The sequence below is a fragment of the Rhodoferax sp. LS1R11 genome (assembly GCF_056521395.1).
Genome location: NZ_JBWMAW010000029.1, coordinates 1 through 14,857, shown reverse-complemented (window position 1 = coordinate 14,857; position 14,857 = coordinate 1). Strand labels below are relative to the sequence as shown.

Below are 14,857 nucleotides of genomic sequence, written 5' to 3'. Positions count from 1 at the left end.
GGGCTACAGCCCTATTTCTTATAAATATTTGTTTTTTGACTCTGGTGTGATGTTTTTATGAAAATTACAGTGATCGGCACCGGCTACGTAGGCCTGGTCTCCGGATGTTGCCTGGCCGAGGTGGGCAACGATGTGTTGTGCCTGGACGTGGACCCGGCCAAGATCAAGACGCTTGAAGCGGGGGGCATGCCCATCTTTGAGCCCGGCCTGCAAGAGATGGTGCAGCGCAATGTGGCGGCCGGTCGCCTGCACTTCAGCACCGATGTCGAAAAGGCGGCGCACTTTGGCACGGTCATGTTCATTGCGGTGGGCACGCCCCCGGGGGAAGACGGCTCGGCCGACATGAAATACGTGACCGCTGCCGCCCGCAACATTGGCAAGTACATGACCGACTACAAGGTGATTGTGGACAAGAGCACGGTGCCCGTGGGCACGGCCGATGTGGTGAAGGCCGCCGTGGCGGACGAGCTAGCCAAGCGTGGCGTCAGCACGCCGTTCAGCGTGGTGAGCAACCCCGAGTTTTTGAAAGAAGGCGCGGCCATTGAAGATTTCATGAAGCCCGACCGCATTGTGGTGGGCTGTGATGACGACCAGGCGGTGCTGTACATGCGGGCGCTGTACGCGCCGTTTCAGCGCAACCGCGACAAGCTGATCATCATGGACGTTCGCAGCGCGGAGCTGACCAAGTACGCCGCCAATGCGATGCTGGCCACGCGCATCAGCTTCATGAACGAGCTGGCCAACCTGGCTGAAAAGCTGGGTGCCGACATTGAGAGCGTGCGCAAGGGCATTGGCTCTGACCCGCGCATTGGCTACGACTTTTTGTACGCCGGTGCGGGTTACGGTGGCTCTTGCTTTCCCAAAGACGTAAAGGCGTTGATCAAGACCGCGGCCACCGATGCAGGCATCGACATGAAGGTGCTGACCGCCGTAGAGGCGGCCAACAATGCACAAAAGCATGTGCTGGGCGCCAAGGTAAAAGCGCGTTTTGGCGACAACCTGGAGGGCAAGCACTTTGCCCTGTGGGGCCTGGCCTTCAAGGCCAACACCGACGATTTGCGCGAAGCCACCAGCCGCGAGGTGATCAAAGACCTGCTGGCCGCTGGCGCCACAGTCACCGCCTACGACCCCGTGGCCATGCCCGAAGCCAAGCATTGCTTTGTCAACAAACCCGGCCTGACCTACGCCGACAGCCAGACCGCCGCGCTGGAGAACGCCGATGCGCTCATCATCGTGACGGAGTGGAAGGAGTTCCGCAGCCCGGACTTTGACCACCTCAAAGCCAAGCTGAAGTCCCCGGTGATCTTTGACGGCCGCAACATGTACGACCCCAAGCTGGTGCGCAGCCTGGGGTTTGAGTATCTGGCGATTGGGCGGTGAGGTTGCTACTTAATTGATAGCTACTACCGCACGTAGTACGGGGGCTACAGGCCTAAAAGGCTTAAAAGAATCCAAACCATCCAACTTCAAAGGAAAACCATGACTATCCTGGTCACCGGCGGTGCCGGCTTCATTGGCAGCAACTTCGTGCTCGACTGGCTGGCCCAATCGGACGAGACGGTCATCAACCTGGACAAACTCACCTACGCGGGCAACCAGCAGAACCTGGCCTCGCTGGCCGGTGATGCGCGCCACGTGTTTGTGCAGGGCGACATTGGCGACGGTGAGTTGGTGTCCGGCTTGCTGGCCCAGTACCAGCCCCGCGCGGTGCTGAACTTTGCCGCCGAGTCCCATGTGGACCGCTCGATTCTGGGGCCCGGGGAGTTCATCCAGACCAACATCGTGGGGACCTTCCATTTGCTGGAGGCGGTGCGGGCTTATTGGGGTGGGTTGGATTCGGGTTCAGGTTCTGATGCCTCTTTGAAGGGGGCGTTTCGGTTTCTGCATGTGTCTACCGACGAGGTGTATGGGTCGCTGGCCAAGACGGATGACGCCTTCACCGAGAGCCACCGTTATGAGCCCAACAGCCCGTATTCGGCCTCCAAGGCGGCCAGTGACCATTTGGTGCGGGCTTACCACCACACCTATGGTTTGCCGGTGCTCACCACCAACTGTTCCAACAACTACGGGCCGTTTCACTTTCCCGAGAAGTTGATTCCTTTGATGATCGTGAACGCCCAGGCCTCTTTGCCTTTGCCGGTGTATGGCGATGGCCAGCAGATTCGGGACTGGCTGTATGTCAAAGACCATTGTTCGGCGATTCGCCGGGTGCTGGAGGCGGGAACCCTGGGGGAGGTCTACAACGTGGGCGGCTGGAACGAGAAGCCCAACCTGGACATCGTGCACACGGTGTGTGCGCTGCTGGACGAGTTGAAGCCGCGCACGGATGGCAAGCCCTACAGCGACCAGATCACCTATGTGACGGACCGCCCCGGCCATGACCGGCGTTATGCGATTGATGCGCGCAAGATTGAGCAGCAGCTGGGCTGGAAGCCCGCTGAGACTTTTGAGAGCGGCATTCGCAAGACGGTGCAGTGGTACCTGCAGAACCCCGAGTGGGTGAACAACGTGCTCAGTGGCGCTTACCGCGACTGGGTGAGCCAGCAGTACGGGCAGGCAGAAACCGCATGAAGAGATTTAATTGGGGTCAGATTCCAATTAATTCGTTATTTATTTCATAGCCAGAACACGAAGACCGCAATTAACCAGTTCACCAATGCACCAACTTGACTTTTTCGCAGCCCTGCAGTCCAGCACCGAGGGCATCGACACCGAATTCAAATCGGCACGCGGGGGCATGCCCGGCAGTTTTTGGGAGTCCTATTGCGCCATGGCCAACACCCAGGGCGGCACCATTGTGTTGGGCGTGGCCGAAAAGCCCACCGGCTTGGTGTGGGAGGGCGTGCCCGATGCCGCGCAGCTGCGCACGGTGCTGTGGGGCCAGTTGAACGACCGGCACAAAATTAGCGCCAATCTGCTGCGCGATGACGATGTGCGCACGGTGGAAGATGAAGGTCGCCAGTTTGTGGTGGTGAATGTGCCGCGTGCCTCACGCCTGCAGCGCCCGGTGTTTGTGGGGCCCAACCCCATGACGGGCACTTACCGCCGTGCCGATGAGGGCGATTACCGCTGCTCGGACGACGAAGTGCGCCGCATGCTGGCCGACCAGTCCGACACGCCTGCCGACTCGCAAATCGTGGAGCACTTTGGTCAGCCAGACTTTGACCCGGAGACTGTTCGGCAATACCGCAACCGCTTTGCCTCCCGCGCGCCTGACCATCCGTGGCTGCTGTTGGATGATGCGCCGCTGCTCACCAAACTGAGTGCGCTGCGGCGTGACCGCGCGACGGGCCTGGAGGGCGCCACCGTGGCGGGCTTGTTGATGTTTGGCCGGTTTGAGGCTTTGCGCGAAGCGCTGCCGGGCTTTCATGTGGACTACCGCGAGCGCCTGTCGGACGACCCCGCTGTGCGCTGGACGGACCGCGTGGTGCCCGATGGCACTTGGGAAAATAACCTGTTCCAGTTTTATGTGCGGGTGATGCAGCGCCTGTCGGGTGATTTGAAAATGCCCTTTCAGCTGGACCGCGAGCTGTTCCGCAAGGACGACTCTGCGGTGCATGAGGCGCTGCGCGAGGCGGTGGTTAACGCCCTGGTGCATGCGGACCATCGCGGGCAGGGCGGCGTGGTGATTGAGCGGTACCCGGACCGGATTGAGTTGTCCAACCCCGGCTCGCTGCTGGTCTCGCGGATGCAGTTGCTGCAAGGCGGCGTGAGCGAGTGCCGTAACAAGAGCTTGCAGTTGATGTTCCAGCTCATGGGCGGTGGCGACAAGGCCGGGTCGGGCATGGACAAGATTCGGGCAGGTTGGCGTGCGCAGCATTGGCGTTCGCCCCGGCTGGAAGAGTCTTTGCAACCAGACCGCGTGAAGCTGGTGTTGCCCATGGTGAGCCTGATACCGGATGAAGTGGATCAGGCGCTGCGCGTGCGCTTTGGCGAACGGTTTGCCAAGCTGGACAAAACGGCGGTGCAAGCCGTAGTGACCGCCCAGGTGGAAGGCAGCGTGACCAATAGCCGCATGCAGGAGATCACCGGGGAGCACGCCAAGGACATCACGGGTGTGCTGCAAAACCTGGTGCGTGATGGCTTGCTGACGCAGCAGAATCAGCGGCGCTGGGCAAGCTACCGCGTGGCGGGGGACTCCCCCCAATTGGTGCCGGACTCCCCCCAATTGCGCGGGGACTCCCCCCAATTACCATCGAACTCCCCCCAATTGGGTCGTCTGGCCGGGCTTTCGCCCGAGATTCAAGGCCTGCTGCCGCTGGCGGAGCCTGCGCGAAAAAACAAGAAACTGCCGGTGGATCAGCTCAGAAGCGTCATTCAGCAGCTATGCGAAGGCCGCTGGCTGGCGACTTCTGAACTGGCGGCGTTGGTGGACCGTGATGCTGAAAAACTGCAGTCACGCTTTTTGACGGCAATGGTGGCAGAGGGTCGATTGGAATTGCGATATCCCGACGTTCGTAATCGGCCCGATCAAGCTTACCGAACCGTACAAGGCAAACCCATCATAGATTTGATTGCTACTAAATTAATAGCTAATTCCGCAGGCAATACGGGGGCTACAGGCCTAAAAGGCTTAAAAGGATCCCAACCATCCAACTTCAAAGGAAAACCATGACTATCCTGGTCACCGGCGGCGCCGGCTTCATAGGCAGAAACCGCATGAAGATCCTGTTGTTTGGCCGGGGCGGCCAGGTGGGCTGGGAGTTGCAGCGGTCTTTGGGTGTGCTGGGCGAGGTGGTGGCGTTGGGCGTTGACCCGGCAGGCAACCCGGACCCGGACCACGCGGGAGCCCCTTTGTGTGGGGATTTGCGGGACCTGGCCGGTTTGGCCGAGTCCGTGCGCCGGGTGCAGCCGGATGTGATCGTGAATGCGGCCGCGCACACGGCGGTGGACAAGGCCGAGAGCGAGCCCGACCTGGCCCGCACGCTCAACGCGCTGGCGCCCGGAGTGCTGGCGACAGAGGCGGCCCAACTGGGCGCCTGGCTGGTGCATTACTCCACGGACTATGTGTTTGACGGCCGTGGCAGTGCGCCCTGGCGCGAGGGTGATGCCACCGGGCCCTTGAGTGTGTATGGCCAGACCAAGCTGGAAGGCGAGCAGCGGGTGGCCGCTGCCAACCCCAAGCATGTGATTTTGCGCACCAGCTGGGTGTATGCGGCGCGCGGCGGCAACTTTGCCAAGACCATGCTGCGCCTGGCGGGGGAGCGCACCACTTTGAGCGTGATTGACGACCAGTTTGGCGCCCCGACCTCGGCCGAGTTGCTGGCCGATGTGACGGCCCATGCGCTGCGGGCGGTCTTGCGCCAACCTGAACTGGCGGGTTTGTACCACTGCGTGGCCGGTGGCGAGACCACCTGGCATGGCTATGCGCGTTATGTGCTGGCCCAGGCGCAGGCCTTGGGCTGGGTCTTGCAGGCCGGGCCTGAGCAGGTGGCCCCCACGCCCACGGCCAGTTACCCGACCCCGGCCCAACGGCCATTGAACTCGCGCCTGGACACGTCCCGGCTGCAGACCGCCTTTGGTCTGGTGCTGCCGCACTGGCAGCAGGGCGTGGCGCGCATGCTCACTGAAATTACAGGGAAACCATAACCATGACAACTTCAACTTCAAACTCCGCACCCTCCTCGCCCGCCTCCCCTGCGTTACAACGCAAAGGCATCATCCTGGCCGGGGGCTCAGGCACGCGCCTGTACCCGGTAACGCAGGTGATCAGCAAGCAGTTGCTGCCGATCTACGACAAGCCGATGATTTATTACCCCTTGAGTGTGTTGCTGCTGGCGGGCATTCGCGAGGTGCTGGTGATCTCCACCCCGCAGGACACCCCGCGTTTTGAGCAGTTGCTGGGGGATGGCAGCGCGTGGGGCATGTCGATTTCTTATGCGGTGCAGCCCTCGCCCGACGGCTTGGCGCAGGCGTTTTTGATTGGGGAGCAGTTTCTGGACGGTGCGCCCAGTGCGCTGGTGCTGGGGGACAACATCTTTTACGGGCATGACCTGGCCGGGCTCCTGGCCAGTGCCAATGCGCAGACCACGGGGGCTACGGTGTTTGCCTATGCGGTGCAGGACCCCGAGCGTTACGGCGTGGTGGAGTTTGACGAGGCGGGCCGGGCCATCAGCCTGGAGGAGAAACCTTTCAAGCCGAAGTCGCGCTACGCGGTGACGGGTCTGTATTTCTATGACAGCCAGGTGGTGGAGCTGGCCAAGCAGGTCAGGCCTTCGGCCCGGGGCGAGCTGGAGATCACCGACCTGAACCGGCTGTACCTGGCGCGCGGTGCGCTGGATGTGCAGACCATGGGGCGGGGTTATGCGTGGCTGGACACGGGCACGCATGAGTCGATGATGGAGGCGAGCCAGTTCATCTACACGATCGAGAACCGCCAGGGCTTGAAGGTGGCCGCGCCTGAAGAGATTGTGTGGCGCCATGGCTGGATTGATGATGCGCAGCTGCAGAAGCTGGCCGCGCCCCTGGCCAAGTCGGGTTATGGGCAGTATTTGCTGCGTTTGCTCAAAGAGAAGGTGTACTGATGAAGGTGACGGCGTGTGCGATTGCCGATGTGCTGCTGATCGAACCCAAGGTGTTTGGGGATGCACGGGGGTTCTTTTATGAGAGTTTCAACCAGCGGGCGTTCAATGCGGCCACTGGGCTGGAGCTCAGCTTTGTGCAGGATAACCATTCCAAGTCCGCCCAAGGGGTGCTGCGGGGTTTGCATTACCAGGTGAACACGCCCCAGGGCAAGCTGGTGCGGGTGGTGGCCGGTGAGGTGTTTGATGTGGCGGTCGACATCCGCCCCGAGTCGCCCACCTACGGGCAATGGGTGGGTGAAATATTGTCAGCCGACAACCAGCGCCAGTTGTGGATTCCCCCCGGTCTGGCGCATGGCTTTGTGGTGTTGTCAGAGTCGGCCGAGTTTTTGTACAAAACCACCGACTATTACGCCCCCGAGCATGAGCGCTGCCTCGCCTGGGATGACCCCACGCTGGCCATTGCCTGGCCCAAGATGGACTGTGCGCCCAAGTTGTCGGCCAAGGATTTGGCGGGGGCGGCGTTCAGGGATTTGCTAGTTAATTGATAGCTACTTCCGCAGGTAGCACCTGGGCTACAGGCTTGAATGGCTGATATCAGGCGGGTAATTGGGGTCAGATTCCAATTAACTCCTGGCAAAGCTACCGTTCGGTTGAGTTCATTGGCGATATTGTGTGAAATCGTGTTTTCCACCATGCATGCGAAAATTAGCGCGTACATGGTGGAATATGAATAGAATCAACAACTTAGATTAATTGGGGTCAGATTCCAATTAACTATTTGGGCTGAATATTTGTTGATTGAAAAATGTGGAACTTATATTTGTCCGAAAAAAGTTTTATTTTCAGGACAAATCGAACCACGGTGAAGTGGTCACATGCCCCGAGCCGTCTCACCGAATAGCGTTGATGCCCAAATGGCCCGCTTGGTACAACAAGCCCTTAATGGCGCGGTATTTACGCCAGACGCCTTTGCACAATTGGGTAGCCGCGCAGCCATTGACAAAGCGCTGCAGCGGCAAGCACCGCACGAATCAGGATATTGGCATCCAGGACGATGGCCTTGTTGCTCATGCCGCGGCAGCCTTGGTCTTTTTGCGTGAATTTGACTGTTGCCGAACAGCTTTGAATTCAGCGACCACTTCTTCGGCATCAACGCCCTGTGCCGCTAGCAACTTATCCAGAGTCTTGCTTGCCTTCTTTAATGCAGCGATGTCCGCGTCAGCGTTCCCCTGCGTGGGGATGAAGTAGCCAACGGTTTGACCGTGACGCGTAACCGCCACAGGCGTACTGGACGCGATGTACTCCGCCATGCCTGCGCGAAATTCTTTGATACCTACTTTAGTCGTTTCCATGATTTTGACCTTTCGGTGCGTCATTGCACATTGGTGAATCCAAGTGTACACAATTTTCACTATTCTGGTGAATCAGGCGCCCTCGAATCAAGGGTAATTGGGGGTAAGTAATTGGAGTCAGATTCCAATTAGCTCCTTGCAGAGCAACGCATTCAGCAGATGATTGTTTTGCTGCAGCAGCTTTTTGAGGCCGGAGCGGGCTACACATTCAGCTTTGACTATGTGCTGTGGGCCTGGCAGATGGACAGGAGGGAGCAATCCATACGCCACGGAACATTGAAAAGCATATCAACTCATGATAAGCTTTGGCATGAGTTCACAAGGTTCGCAGGCCATTGGTTTGGAGTATTTGCTTGGTTTGGATGGCACTATTGAAGTCCAAAATGATGCAGGTTACTGGGTCAAAATGGAAGTTTCGCGTGTGGACGCAACTGCCGAGCGGCCGCACGGTATCAGGTACAGCTTGACACTGCATGCGCCGGACAACACACGGTTAATTGGTTTTGATAACGCCCATGGCGTGAGGCCAGTAGGTTCGCGCTTTAAGCATGCTGGTAAAAAATTTCCCTACGACCATCGGCATCGACATGTTTTGGATGAAGGGGTGTTGTACGAGTTTGACACCGCTTACCAGTTGGTCAGTGATTTTTATGCTGAAGTAGATCGCGTTTTGAAAGAGGTCTGTCCATGAACAAAGTTTTAAAGTTCGGTATTGCGCCAGTGCCTGTGCAGCGTGCGCGCTCTCTGGCCATTGCGGCTGGAACACGTGAACGCGCCAAGGATGAACCCAACGTTTGGTTTCCTTCCGTGACCGCCATGGCGCGGGTGCTGTCAGATGAGAACATGGTCTTGCTTAAGGTCATTCGTGAAAGCCGCCCTGACTCCATGGATGCCTTGGCCAAGGCCGTAGGGAAACATGTCCCCAACGTATCGCGGTCGTTGCACACCATGGCGCAATATGGCTTGGTCAAACTAACCAAACAGGGTCGAACGGTTATGCCCCAAGTTACCTCCGAACGGATTACGGTGGATTTTTCCTGGGGTGTCTGATTGGGGTCAGATTCCAATTAGCTATTTGCAAAGCAACGCAGAAGGACTCCCCTCATTTCCCCCCAGAACACCGGCGACCGTAGTTCGGTTGAGCTCATCGGCGATGTTGTGTGAAAGGACGACGGCCACGTCTGGGCCTTAAAATTTGCCGATGCGTTTATCTCCTCAACAAATCACAGCTATTCGGTGCGATGTCGCGCAGCTAGCGGGAGATGCAGCGCGGGTCTGGCTTTTTGGATCGCGCGTGCGTGATGAGGAACGCGGTGGCGATGTCGACTTGCTGGTCGAGTTGAACGAGCCGGTTGCGGAGCCCGCCCAACTCTCGGCCCGTCTGGCGGCCCGGATATCAAGGTCGATCTATGGCCGCAAGGTCGATGTGCTGATTCAAGCCCCCAACCTGCTGAAATTGCCCATCCACGCTATCGCGTTTGCTGAAGGAATCAAGCTTTGAAGATAATTGGGGTCAGATTCCAATTTACTCCTTGCAAAGCAGCGCATCCAGCAGATGATTGTTTTGATGCAGCAGCTCTCAAAACCGCAGGTCGCAAGGTTTGATGACTTTGAGCTTGCTACCAAATTAATAGCTACTCCCGAACGTATTACGGGGGCTGCAGGCCTAAAACGCATATAAATTTCTCTTGATTGCTCCAAAGGCAGCAACCCAGAAACAATGCGATCAACTTGTGAAACAAGCAAACAAAAACTACAATGATGTAGTTACAAATCAGGGGTGCGACTTGTTTTCATGGGATGACGCGAAGAACCAAAGCAACCAGCGTAAACACGGAGTCAGTTTTGATGCCGCCCAGCTAGTGTTTGATGATCCATTGCACGTTACGCGGCAGGACCGGATCGAAAACGGCGAGCAGCGGTAGCAAACGGTGGGTCTTGCTGGCGGGGTTGCTTTGCTACTGGTGGCGCACACCTGGCAGGAGGCCGATAGTGGTCTCGAACATATTCGCATCGTCTCGGCGCGTCGTGCAACCAAGCTGGAAAGGAAAATTTATGAACAAGGTCCCTGAAGCAGTCCGCAAGGAACTCGCGGCTTTGGCCGCGCTGCCGGAAAGCGCAATCGATTTTTCGGATTTGCCAGCGACGCAGGCCCAGGACTGGGCGGGCGCAGTGCGGGGCAAGTTTTACCGCCCGGTCAAGCAGCAATTGACTGTGCGCATCGACGCCGATGTGGTGGAGTGGCTGAAGGGCCAGGGCAAAGGTTATCAAAGCCGCCTGAACGAGATTTTGCGCAGTGCCATGCTTGAGACAGTGCGCCACCGGTGAGCGCAGAGGATGCAGAGCAAAGCATCCAGCGGATGATTGTTTTGCTGCAGCAGCTCTCAAAGCCGCAGGTCGCAAGATTTGATGGCTTTGAGTTTGCTACTGAATTTATAGCTACTTCCTTAGGTAGCACCTGGGCTACAGGCTTGAATGGCTAATATCAGGCGTGCAGTGCCGACACCCGAGGTTTATTTCGGTATGATTTAATCCTATTCATTTCTTTGGATGCCCATCATGCGTACCACTCAACAATTCAGCATCACGTTGCCCACGGAGATGGCAGGTCTGGTGAAAGCCAAAGTCGCTTGCGGCGAATACGCAACCGAGAGTGAGGTGATCAGGGATGGCTTGCGTGTCCTGATGGCCCGCGACCGGGCCATGGAGAGCTGGCTTCAGAATCAGGTGGGGCCCGCCTATGACGCGCTGAAGGCCGATCCGTCCAAGGCAGTAAGCGTTGACCAGGTACGCACCCGACTCGCTGCCGTGCATAAGAAAGCCAGCGCCAAAGTGTGATGCCCTGTCAAATTGTTTTCACACCTGAAGCACTGGAGCAACTTGAGGCTCTGTACAGCTATATCGCGGTGGCCGCAGCACCTGATGTTGCTTACCGCTATACCAATGCCATCGTCACCTACTGCGAAGGCTTGCAAAATTCCCCACTGAGAGGCACCCGCCGCGATGACATTCGTCCCGGCTTGCGCATCACGAACTACAAAGGACGTGCCGTCATTGCTTTTGATGTGAGTGATGAGCGGGTCTCCATCATTGGCGTGTTTTATGGTGGTCAGGACTACGAGACGGATTTGGGGTCAGATTCCAATTAGCTCCTTGCAGAGCAGACCATCCAGCACATGAGTGTTTTGCTGTAGCAGCTTTCGAAGCCGCAGGTAGCAAGGCTTGGCGGCTTTGGCCGATGGACTTGTTCAATTAGTCCGAATGGACTATTGCTGATGCAAATGGTGCAGCGCACAATTAGTTGTGGGTTGAGGTTTTCAGTCTTCTAAATATGTATGGAGGTTTTTATGATTTTGAATAAATTGTTGTCTGGTCTGGCACTGGCGTGCCTGGTGTCTGGCGCTTCCGCGGCCGATCTGGTAGCAAACGGTGACTTCGAAACAGGCACGTTTGCTGGCTGGACGCAGAGCGGGAATACCGGTTTCAGCTCCATCATCAATGTGGGCGGCACCAATGGCTATGTTTGGCACAACGGCGCGGTGGGCACCACCTTGGGCGAAATCTCGCAAACCATCACGACCGTGATTGGTGCCGAGTACACCTTGAGCTTTGATTTGCAAGGCTCTGCCAAGCCCAACAAGTTGAAGGTTTGGTTTGGTGAAGAGTTGGTGCCATTCGTGCAAACCAATTTCAGCCACCCCACCTGGACGCACTTCACAATCTCGGGCCTGCTGGCGGACAGCACCACGTCGGTGCTGAAGTTCGGCTCACGCAATGACCCTGCTTTCAACAACATTGACAACATCAGCCTGACCGGCAGCGTGGTCGTTACGCCGGTGCCAGAACCTGAGACCTATGCGATGTTGCTGGCCGGTTTGGGCCTGATTGGCACCATTGCCCGGCGCCGCAAGCAAGCGTCAGCGGCCTGATTTTTAGCCGCCTGACAAGGCCATGAACGGGAGCTGAGGCTCCCGTTTTGCATACCCCATTCCGCTATTTAATTAATAGCAACTTCCATAGGCAGTACCTGGGCTAGGGGCCTAAAATTCTTGCAAATCCTGAAAAATCATCCCGCCAAAATAGGCGTTGAGAATGCGTAAAAGTGGTGCCTTTACAGGAAAACGGGCATGACCGGTCTGGCCAGCCGCTACTAACGCAGTCGCGGCCACGCAGTCAGCACGGAGGAATGCCGGATGTTTTGTCATCAAGCCTTCATTAAGGTCGAAGAAGCTCTTATGGCGGCAAGTCGCCGTTTTCAACCTTCCGGGAACAATTTATGACCAACGACAACACCCACGGGATTCAAGTTGCATCTGCCGCCGAGTTGACTGAAGAGCACTTTGAAGAAGAATTTGAGTCCCCCGCCGAGTACCACCGCATGGCAGCACGTCATTTTTCGGCTGCAGCCAAACATCACCTGGCCGCTGCCGCCGCTGATGACGAAGGCGACACGGATGGCACCTCACAGCATGCTTTCCAGGCCTTTCGCCACCAGCTCAATGCGGTTCAATACGCTGAAATTGCAGTGATGGACAACGACAACCTGGAAGATGCGCTTGACGACGAAAATACAGAGACATGACCAGCGACGAAAAGAAGTCACCAGCGTCTTTCCGGATCGAAAGCGCGTACCCCATCGTCGGCCCGTTGCTGCCTGCGGGCGGGTTGTCGGTGCGCTCTCTGTATGAGCGGGCGGTGGCGGTGGTGATGGCGGCCAAAAGCATTACCAATCCGGGGGGGCACGAAATCCGGGTGGTTGACGTTCATACGGGCGAAATCGTGTATCGCAAAACAGCGGCTTTTCAGTCAACCCAGTTTGGCGATACTTGAGGTTTTCACCAACTTGAACGTCGCCCCCCTATGAACGACCTGAATAACCCGACCACCCACCGCTTTGAAGATGTGATGACCCGCTCTGGCGTGCTGTTTGGCACCAGCGGCGCGCGTGGCCTGGTGGCCGACATGACGGACGAGCTGTGCTTTGCCTATGCCACGGCCTTCATGCAGAGCGTGGCCAGCACGGCCACCACGGTGGTGGTGGGGCACGACCTGCGCCCCAGCAGCCCCCGCATGGCGGCGGCCTGTCTGGCGGCGGTGCAGGCGTCCGGTCGTAGCGGCATTTACGCGGGGGCGCTGCCCACACCGGCGCTGGCTTTTTACGCGGCGCAGTTGGGCGCACCGGCCATGGTGGTCACGGGCAGCCACATTCCGTTTGACCGCAACGGCATCAAGTTTTACCGGGCCGAGGGCGAGATCTCCAAGGCCGATGAGCAGGCCATGCTGAACGCGGTGGTGGACGTGCCCAACGCGGTGACGCCAGCCGCCCTGCCCGCGCCGGATGCGCAGGCCAGCCAGGCCTATGTGCAGCGCTACCTGGACTTTTTTGGTGCCGGTGCGCTGGCCGGACTGCACGTGGCGGTGTACGAACATTCCAGCGTGGGGCGCGATGTGTTGCGCGTGATTCTGGAAGGGCTGGGAGCGCAGGTGCTGTCCCTGGGCCGCACCGAGGTGTTTGTGCCGATCGACACCGAGGCGGTGCGCCCGGAGGACGTGGCGCAAGCCCGCCAGTGGGCCACAGAACACACATTTGATGCCCTGCTGTCGACCGATGGCGATGCTGACCGCCCGCTGATTGGTGACGAAAACGGGCAGTGGCTGCGGGGTGACGTGGTGGGCATTTTGTGCGCTCAGTACCTGCAGGCGCAGGTGGTGGTCACGCCGGTGAGCAGCAACACGGCGCTGGAGAAGTGCAGCGCCTTCAGCCAGGTGACGCGTACGCGCATTGGCTCGCCCTATGTGATTGCCGGTATGGACAGCGCGCTGGCGCGAGGCGCGCACGGGGTGGTGGGCTACGAGGCCAACGGCGGCTTTTTGCTGGGCAGTGAGGTGCTGCGCGAGGGCCGCCGCCTGGCGCCTTTGCCCACGCGTGATGCGGTACTGCCCATGCTGGCGTTGTTGTGCATGGCACGCGAGCGCGGGTGCAAGCTCTCCAATTTGACGACGGACCTGCCCGCCCGCTTTACCGCCAGTGACCGCCTGCAAAACGTGGCCACGGACAAGAGCCGGGCCTTGATGGCGCAGCTGGTGGCGTCACCCGCACAGTTGGCCCCTTTGCTGGCGCCCGAGTCAGGCGCGGTGACCGCCACCGACCAGACCGACGGTCTTCGGGTGACGTTTGAGAGCGGCGACATCGTGCACCTGCGCCCCTCAGGCAACGCCCCCGAACTGCGCTGCTATGCCGAGGCCAGCACGCCAGAGCACGCCAAGGTGTTGTGTGATGCGTGTTTGGTGCGGGTGCTATCAAACATATAGCTTGCTGCGCATGTTGCATCGGGGCCAGAGGCATAATTCATGCTCAAAAGAGCAATCCACTTCTATACAAACCACATGAAAAAAGTCGCCCTCATCACCGGCATCACAGGCCAGGACGGATCCTACCTGGCCGAGCTTTTGCTTAAAAAGGGCTACGAAGTGCACGGCATCAAGCGCCGGGCCTCCAGCTTCAACACCGACCGCATTGACCACCTGTACCAGGACCCCCATGTGTCCCAGCGCAACCTGGTGTTGCACTACGGTGACCTGACCGACAGCAGCAACTTGATTCGCATCATCCAGCAAGTTCAGCCCGATGAGATCTACAACCTGGGCGCCATGAGCCATGTGGCCGTGAGCTTTGAGAGCCCCGAGTACACGGCGGACGCCGATGGCATGGGCACGCTGCGCCTGCTGGAAGCCATCCGCATCCTGGGGCTGGAGAAGAAGACCCGCTTCTACCAGGCCAGTACGTCGGAGCTGTATGGTTTGGTGCAAGAGATTCCCCAGAAAGAGACCACGCCCTTCTACCCGCGCAGCCCGTATGCCGTGGCCAAGATGTATGCCTACTGGATCACGGTGAACTACCGCGAAGCCTATGGCATGTATGCCTGCAACGGCATTCTGTTCAACCACGAGAGCCCGCTGCGGGGTGAGACCTTTGTCACC

General features: G+C 58.4%; 20 protein-coding genes. 18 read left to right on the top strand and 2 right to left on the bottom strand.

What is annotated here, in order from left to right; translation table 11 throughout:
- Positions 1 to 57 precede the first annotated feature (57 nt).
- From AC097N_RS20710 to rfbC, 6 genes are all read left to right on the top strand, one after another.
- On the top strand, positions 58 to 1,380 hold the full coding sequence (locus AC097N_RS20710; RefSeq protein WP_479583964.1) for a UDP-glucose dehydrogenase family protein: 1,323 nt from the start codon (positions 58 to 60) through the stop codon (positions 1,378 to 1,380).
- A gap of 99 nt (positions 1,381 to 1,479) precedes the next feature.
- Positions 1,480 to 2,571, top strand: coding sequence for a dTDP-glucose 4,6-dehydratase (rfbB, locus tag AC097N_RS20705; protein ID WP_479583963.1), 1,092 nt, complete (start codon positions 1,480 to 1,482; stop codon positions 2,569 to 2,571).
- Positions 2,572 to 2,656: 85 nt separating this feature from the next.
- Positions 2,657 to 4,615, top strand: a complete 1,959-nt coding sequence (locus tag AC097N_RS20700) for an ATP-binding protein (RefSeq protein WP_479583962.1) — start codon at positions 2,657 to 2,659, stop codon at positions 4,613 to 4,615.
- The gene (gene rfbD, locus AC097N_RS20695) at positions 4,612 to 5,589 is read left to right on the top strand and encodes a dTDP-4-dehydrorhamnose reductase (protein WP_479583961.1); all 978 of its coding nucleotides are present in this window, start codon (positions 4,612 to 4,614) and stop codon (positions 5,587 to 5,589) included. Before AC097N_RS20700 ends, rfbD begins: the two co-directional genes overlap by 4 nt.
- Before the next feature lie 2 nt (positions 5,590 to 5,591).
- Positions 5,592 to 6,524 (top strand): glucose-1-phosphate thymidylyltransferase RfbA, encoded by a 933-nt coding sequence (gene rfbA, locus AC097N_RS20690; protein WP_479583960.1) that lies wholly within the window; start codon positions 5,592 to 5,594, stop codon positions 6,522 to 6,524.
- A complete protein-coding gene (gene rfbC / locus AC097N_RS20685; RefSeq protein ID WP_479583959.1) occupies positions 6,524 to 7,069 on the top strand; it encodes a dTDP-4-dehydrorhamnose 3,5-epimerase in 546 nt (181 codons plus the stop codon). The genes rfbA and rfbC overlap by 1 nt, the downstream gene beginning before the upstream one ends.
- Positions 7,070 to 7,591: 522 nt before the next feature.
- On the opposite strand, the gene AC097N_RS20680 is transcribed toward rfbC, so the two are convergent.
- Positions 7,592 to 7,876: a type II toxin-antitoxin system Phd/YefM family antitoxin gene (locus tag AC097N_RS20680; protein ID WP_479583958.1), complete on the bottom strand. Its 285-nt coding sequence runs from the start codon at positions 7,874 to 7,876 to the stop codon at positions 7,592 to 7,594.
- A gap of 310 nt (positions 7,877 to 8,186) precedes the next feature.
- Here AC097N_RS20680 and AC097N_RS20675 point away from each other — a divergent pair, with 310 nt between their 5' ends.
- The 8 genes from AC097N_RS20675 to AC097N_RS20640 all read left to right on the top strand — a co-directional run bounded on the left by AC097N_RS20675 (position 8,187) and on the right by AC097N_RS20640 (position 11,805).
- Positions 8,187 to 8,567, top strand: coding sequence for a toxin-antitoxin system TumE family protein (locus AC097N_RS20675; protein WP_479583957.1), 381 nt, complete (start codon positions 8,187 to 8,189; stop codon positions 8,565 to 8,567).
- Positions 8,564 to 8,926 carry an HVO_A0114 family putative DNA-binding protein gene (locus tag AC097N_RS20670; RefSeq protein WP_479583956.1) on the top strand — a complete coding sequence of 121 codons (363 nt, stop codon included), beginning with the start codon at positions 8,564 to 8,566 and terminating at the stop codon, positions 8,924 to 8,926. The genes AC097N_RS20675 and AC097N_RS20670 overlap by 4 nt, the downstream gene beginning before the upstream one ends.
- 151 nt (positions 8,927 to 9,077) lie before the next feature.
- Positions 9,078 to 9,377: a nucleotidyltransferase domain-containing protein gene (locus AC097N_RS20665; protein ID WP_479583955.1), complete on the top strand. Its 300-nt coding sequence runs from the start codon at positions 9,078 to 9,080 to the stop codon at positions 9,375 to 9,377.
- Positions 9,378 to 9,564: 187 nt separating this feature from the next.
- Positions 9,565 to 9,801: a BrnT family toxin gene (locus AC097N_RS20660; protein ID WP_479583954.1), complete on the top strand. Its 237-nt coding sequence runs from the start codon at positions 9,565 to 9,567 to the stop codon at positions 9,799 to 9,801.
- A 130-nt stretch (positions 9,802 to 9,931) separates the two neighbouring features.
- Complete coding sequence (locus AC097N_RS20655) at positions 9,932 to 10,204, top strand: BrnA antitoxin family protein (RefSeq protein ID WP_479583953.1); 273 nt, start codon at positions 9,932 to 9,934, stop codon at positions 10,202 to 10,204.
- A 231-nt stretch (positions 10,205 to 10,435) separates the two neighbouring features.
- The gene (locus AC097N_RS20650) at positions 10,436 to 10,714 is read left to right on the top strand and encodes a ribbon-helix-helix domain-containing protein (RefSeq protein ID WP_479583952.1); all 279 of its coding nucleotides are present in this window, start codon (positions 10,436 to 10,438) and stop codon (positions 10,712 to 10,714) included.
- Positions 10,714 to 11,025, top strand: a complete 312-nt coding sequence (locus AC097N_RS20645) for a type II toxin-antitoxin system RelE/ParE family toxin (protein ID WP_479583951.1) — start codon at positions 10,714 to 10,716, stop codon at positions 11,023 to 11,025. The genes AC097N_RS20650 and AC097N_RS20645 overlap by 1 nt, the downstream gene beginning before the upstream one ends.
- Positions 11,026 to 11,223: 198 nt before the next feature.
- Positions 11,224 to 11,805 carry an FxDxF family PEP-CTERM protein gene (locus AC097N_RS20640; protein ID WP_479583950.1) on the top strand — a complete coding sequence of 194 codons (582 nt, stop codon included), beginning with the start codon at positions 11,224 to 11,226 and terminating at the stop codon, positions 11,803 to 11,805.
- Between the two features lie 111 nt (positions 11,806 to 11,916).
- Here AC097N_RS20640 and AC097N_RS20635 read toward each other — a convergent pair whose 3' ends face one another.
- Entirely contained in the window at positions 11,917 to 12,081 is a 165-nt protein-coding gene (locus tag AC097N_RS20635; RefSeq protein ID WP_479583949.1) for a hypothetical protein, read from the bottom strand.
- A 71-nt stretch (positions 12,082 to 12,152) separates the two neighbouring features.
- On the opposite strand from AC097N_RS20635, the gene AC097N_RS20630 reads away from it, so the two are divergent.
- From AC097N_RS20630 to AC097N_RS20615, 4 genes are all read left to right on the top strand, one after another.
- Positions 12,153 to 12,458: a hypothetical protein gene (locus AC097N_RS20630; RefSeq protein ID WP_479583948.1), complete on the top strand. Its 306-nt coding sequence runs from the start codon at positions 12,153 to 12,155 to the stop codon at positions 12,456 to 12,458.
- A complete protein-coding gene (locus AC097N_RS20625) occupies positions 12,455 to 12,706 on the top strand; it encodes a hypothetical protein (RefSeq protein ID WP_479583947.1) in 252 nt (83 codons plus the stop codon). Before AC097N_RS20630 ends, AC097N_RS20625 begins: the two co-directional genes overlap by 4 nt.
- A 30-nt stretch (positions 12,707 to 12,736) precedes the next feature.
- On the top strand, positions 12,737 to 14,188 hold the full coding sequence (locus AC097N_RS20620) for a phosphomannomutase (RefSeq protein ID WP_479583946.1): 1,452 nt from the start codon (positions 12,737 to 12,739) through the stop codon (positions 14,186 to 14,188).
- A gap of 75 nt (positions 14,189 to 14,263) precedes the next feature.
- On the top strand, positions 14,264 to 14,857 hold a 594-nt coding region (locus AC097N_RS20615; protein ID WP_479583499.1), incomplete at its 3' end, for a GDP-mannose 4,6-dehydratase.

Bases quoted from the DNA above. Each gene is read 5' to 3' on its own strand.
- AC097N_RS20710 (WP_479583964.1), top strand. From the start codon at position 58: ATGAAAATTACAGTGATCGGCACCGGCTACGTAGGCCTGGTCTCCGGA.
- rfbB (WP_479583963.1), top strand. From the start codon at position 1,480: ATGACTATCCTGGTCACCGGCGGTGCCGGCTTCATTGGCAGCAACTTC.
- AC097N_RS20700 (WP_479583962.1), top strand. From the start codon at position 2,657: ATGCACCAACTTGACTTTTTCGCAGCCCTGCAGTCCAGCACCGAGGGC.
- rfbD (WP_479583961.1), top strand. From the start codon at position 4,612: ATGACTATCCTGGTCACCGGCGGCGCCGGCTTCATAGGCAGAAACCGC.
- rfbA (WP_479583960.1), top strand. From the start codon at position 5,592: ATGACAACTTCAACTTCAAACTCCGCACCCTCCTCGCCCGCCTCCCCT.
- rfbC (WP_479583959.1), top strand. From the start codon at position 6,524: ATGAAGGTGACGGCGTGTGCGATTGCCGATGTGCTGCTGATCGAACCC.
- AC097N_RS20680 (WP_479583958.1), bottom strand. From the start codon at position 7,876: ATGGAAACGACTAAAGTAGGTATCAAAGAATTTCGCGCAGGCATGGCG.
- AC097N_RS20675 (WP_479583957.1), top strand. From the start codon at position 8,187: ATGAGTTCACAAGGTTCGCAGGCCATTGGTTTGGAGTATTTGCTTGGT.
- AC097N_RS20670 (WP_479583956.1), top strand. From the start codon at position 8,564: ATGAACAAAGTTTTAAAGTTCGGTATTGCGCCAGTGCCTGTGCAGCGT.
- AC097N_RS20665 (WP_479583955.1), top strand. From the start codon at position 9,078: ATGCGTTTATCTCCTCAACAAATCACAGCTATTCGGTGCGATGTCGCG.
- AC097N_RS20655 (WP_479583953.1), top strand. From the start codon at position 9,932: ATGAACAAGGTCCCTGAAGCAGTCCGCAAGGAACTCGCGGCTTTGGCC.
- AC097N_RS20650 (WP_479583952.1), top strand. From the start codon at position 10,436: ATGCGTACCACTCAACAATTCAGCATCACGTTGCCCACGGAGATGGCA.
- AC097N_RS20645 (WP_479583951.1), top strand. From the start codon at position 10,714: ATGCCCTGTCAAATTGTTTTCACACCTGAAGCACTGGAGCAACTTGAG.
- AC097N_RS20640 (WP_479583950.1), top strand. From the start codon at position 11,224: ATGATTTTGAATAAATTGTTGTCTGGTCTGGCACTGGCGTGCCTGGTG.
- AC097N_RS20635 (WP_479583949.1), bottom strand. From the start codon at position 12,081: ATGACAAAACATCCGGCATTCCTCCGTGCTGACTGCGTGGCCGCGACT.
- AC097N_RS20630 (WP_479583948.1), top strand. From the start codon at position 12,153: ATGACCAACGACAACACCCACGGGATTCAAGTTGCATCTGCCGCCGAG.
- AC097N_RS20625 (WP_479583947.1), top strand. From the start codon at position 12,455: ATGACCAGCGACGAAAAGAAGTCACCAGCGTCTTTCCGGATCGAAAGC.
- AC097N_RS20620 (WP_479583946.1), top strand. From the start codon at position 12,737: ATGAACGACCTGAATAACCCGACCACCCACCGCTTTGAAGATGTGATG.